The organism is Marinobacter sp. (assembly GCF_052091845.1).
Classification (GTDB): Bacteria; Pseudomonadota; Gammaproteobacteria; order Pseudomonadales; family Oleiphilaceae; genus Marinobacter.
Genome location: NZ_JBQDCO010000091.1, coordinates 1 through 3208, shown reverse-complemented (window position 1 = coordinate 3208; position 3208 = coordinate 1). Strand labels below are relative to the sequence as shown.

Here is a 3208-nt window from a genome sequence, read left to right as displayed (position 1 = left end):
TCTCCGGGTCCTTAGCGATCTCGCGGACTGGCTCGGCAACCCCGGGGCTGTACGCCAAAGCCAGGTCGCGTGCGGTCGCTGTCGGCTTAGAGATTTCTACACTGATTTTCCCAGGCCGCGGCTTGGCGTGATATTCAAGGGCTGCTTCTTTCAGATCTTGAGACATTGCCACTGTTCCGTTTGTCACGTTAAAAGGTAATAAGCCCTCAAAAGGCAAGAGCCTACTCAAGGGAGCGCGTCATTATGGCGCGCCCGTCCCAAAACGACAAGGGCTTACCGAGCAAATCATGACCAGTCAATACGGCTAATTGCGTATAATCAAAAACTAAGCATTTATTTCGGCCATTCACAAAAAAAGCGCCCTCAGGCGCTTTTTTTGACTCTGCTGCAAGAATTAATCTTTCTTGCCGCCGGCGATACGACCACCAAAACGCTTCTGGAAGCGATCGATACGACCACCGGTATCCATAACTTTCTGCTTGCCAGTGTAGAATGGGTGGCACTGTGAGCAAACATCAAGCTGCAGATCTTTACCGTATGTGGAACGAGTATTCATCACGCTACCGCAAGAACACGTGGCAGTGATGTCGTTGTACTTAGGGTGAATACCTTCTTTCATGGGGAACCTCTGTAGGTTATGCCGCTACTCGATCACGGGGCGATCATGACCACCCTGGTGCCAAGCACCGCATATTTGAATCAATGAAGAAGACGGGGCACAATCCATGCCCTGCCAGAAACAGACCGCGAATCTTACTTGCAATTACCCTGGCAGGCAAGCCTTACTACAAGGAGCACTCAGTGCCATCCACAGCTCGCATTGCACTGAACCGGCCACTCAGAAGGCTCTTCGACTATATTGTGCCGGCCGGCCTTATTCTGCAGCCCGGCCAACGGGTAAAAATCCCTTTCGGGCGCCAACAAGCCATTGGCCTGGTGGTGGAAACCAACATCACGCCACCGGAAGGCATCACCCTTAAGCCTATTCATAGCGCACTGGAAACATGGCCCGCACTACCCAAAGAAACCTTTCAGCTACTAAGCTGGGCCAGTGATTATTACCAACACCCCCTGGGTGAATGCTTATTCACCGCCCTACCCCCCGCATTACGCCGGGGCCGGCCAGCCATCGAAAAAAGCGAAGACTGGTGGCAAGCCAGCGGCAGTAGCGCAATATTGCCTAAAAATGCCCACAAACAAAAACATCTGCTGGACTGGATTGCGCAGCACAAAACCGGCGCAAAAGGCAGCGACATAATCCGGGCGGGGTTCACCCGTGCGCAGCTAAAAACGCTAAGCAACAAAGACCTGATTCGGGCAATAACACCAGCCGAGGAACACACCCAGGGCCAAAAGCACAATGAAACCGTAGCCGCCCCGGAACTTTCGGCCGCACAACACGAAGCAGCCTGCCAACTGCCACCCCCCGAAGACGGCTTTAACGCATCCCTTCTATACGGCATAACAGGCAGCGGTAAAACAGAGATTTATCTGCACTATCTAAAACAGAACCTCACACCTCAAGACCAGGCACTGGTACTGGTGCCGGAAATAAACCTGACACCGCAAACCGTTGCCCGGTTCCAACGCTATTTCGGCGAGCGCATTGTGGTATGGCACTCCGCCCTGAACGACAGCGAGCGACTGAACGCCTGGCTGAGAATCCGTAATGGCGAGCCGGTTATCCTTATTGGTACGCGCTCTGCCGTACTGCTGCCATTCACCAACCTGAAAACCCTGATCGTAGACGAAGAGCACGACAGCTCGTACAAACAGGGCGAAGGCTTTCGCTACTCCGGCCGAGACGTGGCCGTTTATCGCGCCCACCTGAACCGCTGCCCGGTGATCCTGGGCTCGGCTACGCCTTCGCTGGAGTCTTACCACAACGCCCTTGGCGGCAAATACCGCCTGATTCGGCTTGAAGAACGTGCGGGCAGCGCTGTACCACCATCGATCAGCCTGCTGGACATACGCAGCCGGCCACTTGAAGGTGGCTTGTCGCGCCCCGCCCTGCAAGCCCTGCGGCAAACTCTGGATAGCGGCAATCAGGCACTGGTGTTTGTAAACCGCCGCGGCTTTGCACCGGTAATGATGTGTTTTGATTGCGGCCACATGGTTGAGTGCCCCCGCTGCGACACACGGCTTACCTATCACCGCCGCGACAGGGCAATGCGATGCCACCACTGCGACTATCAGGCACCGGCTACCGAAACCTGCCCCAAATGCAAAAGCCAAGCTTTCAAACCCGTTGGCCAAGGCACTGAGCAAACCGAAGACATCCTGGCCGCTCACTTTCCGGACACCCCCATCGTTCGTGTGGACAGGGACAGCACCCAACGCAAGGGCAGCATTCAAAACATTTTGAAGCAGGTAAACACCGGCAAGCCCTGCATACTGGTTGGCACGCAAATGCTGGCCAAAGGCCATGACTTCCCGAATGTGACCCTGGTAGTGGCGATCAACGCCGACGGAGGCCTTTTCAGCGTCGATTTCAGAGCACCAGAGCAACTGCTTCAACTATTACTGCAAGTAAGCGGGCGGGCCGGGCGCGGCACCAAAGCAGGCAACGTGGTTGTGCAAACCTGCCACAGCGACCACCCACTGCTAAGAACACTCTGCAATGGCCGCTACCTGGACATGGCCGACCAGCTTCTTGAGGAACGCGAAGCCGGGCAGTTTCCGCCGTTTCGCGCCATGGCGATTTTTCGGGCCGAAGCGGACACCATGGAGCAAAGCCTGCAACTACTGGATCGCATAAAACCACTCACCAACGCGCCCGGCATTGAAACCTGGGGCCCGCTACCCGCGCTGATCGCTCGCCGGGCCGACAGACACCGGGCGCAACTGGTACTGAACACAGACAACCGGCTAAGACTGAACAAACTGCTCACCAGTATTTGCCAAACCCTGGAGCAAGAAAGAACCACCAAAAGCGCTAAATGGATGATTGATGTAGATCCTCAGGAAACTGGCTAACCCACCCTGATTCAACAGACAAAATTGAGTTACAAACAATTGCAGAAATGAATACTAATCAGCATTTTATGGCCAAAACCTATGCTATTATTTCGGAAAATTAATAATCTGAACCTGTAAATGTACCTAGCTTGCAACGATCGCGCGGGAAATAAGCATTCAGGGGCTCTTGCTGTAACGGAAACTGGAGAAAAGTAATGTCAGGGAAATTTCTTGCTCGTGCGTCGGCGTT

2 protein-coding genes and 1 pseudogene are annotated in these 3208 nt (G+C 54.3%); 1 reads left to right on the top strand and 2 read right to left on the bottom strand.

Annotated elements, in window-relative coordinates:
* Positions 1 to 166 (bottom strand): annotated as a pseudogene (locus ACTHYN_RS16220) (malate dehydrogenase); the annotation flags it as partial.
* Between the two features lie 228 nt (positions 167 to 394).
* The gene (rpmE, locus tag ACTHYN_RS16215) at positions 395 to 619 is read right to left on the bottom strand and encodes a 50S ribosomal protein L31 (protein ID WP_441813438.1); all 225 of its coding nucleotides are present in this window, start codon (positions 617 to 619) and stop codon (positions 395 to 397) included.
* A 182-nt stretch (positions 620 to 801) separates the two neighbouring features.
* On the opposite strand from rpmE, the gene ACTHYN_RS16210 reads away from it, so the two are divergent.
* Positions 802 to 2976, top strand: coding sequence for a primosomal protein N' (locus ACTHYN_RS16210; RefSeq protein ID WP_441813437.1), 2175 nt, complete (start codon positions 802 to 804; stop codon positions 2974 to 2976).
* The last annotated feature ends 232 nt before the right edge of the window (positions 2977 to 3208 follow it).

Bases quoted from the DNA above. Each gene is read 5' to 3' on its own strand.
- rpmE (WP_441813438.1), bottom strand. From the start codon at position 619: ATGAAAGAAGGTATTCACCCTAAGTACAACGACATCACTGCCACGTGT.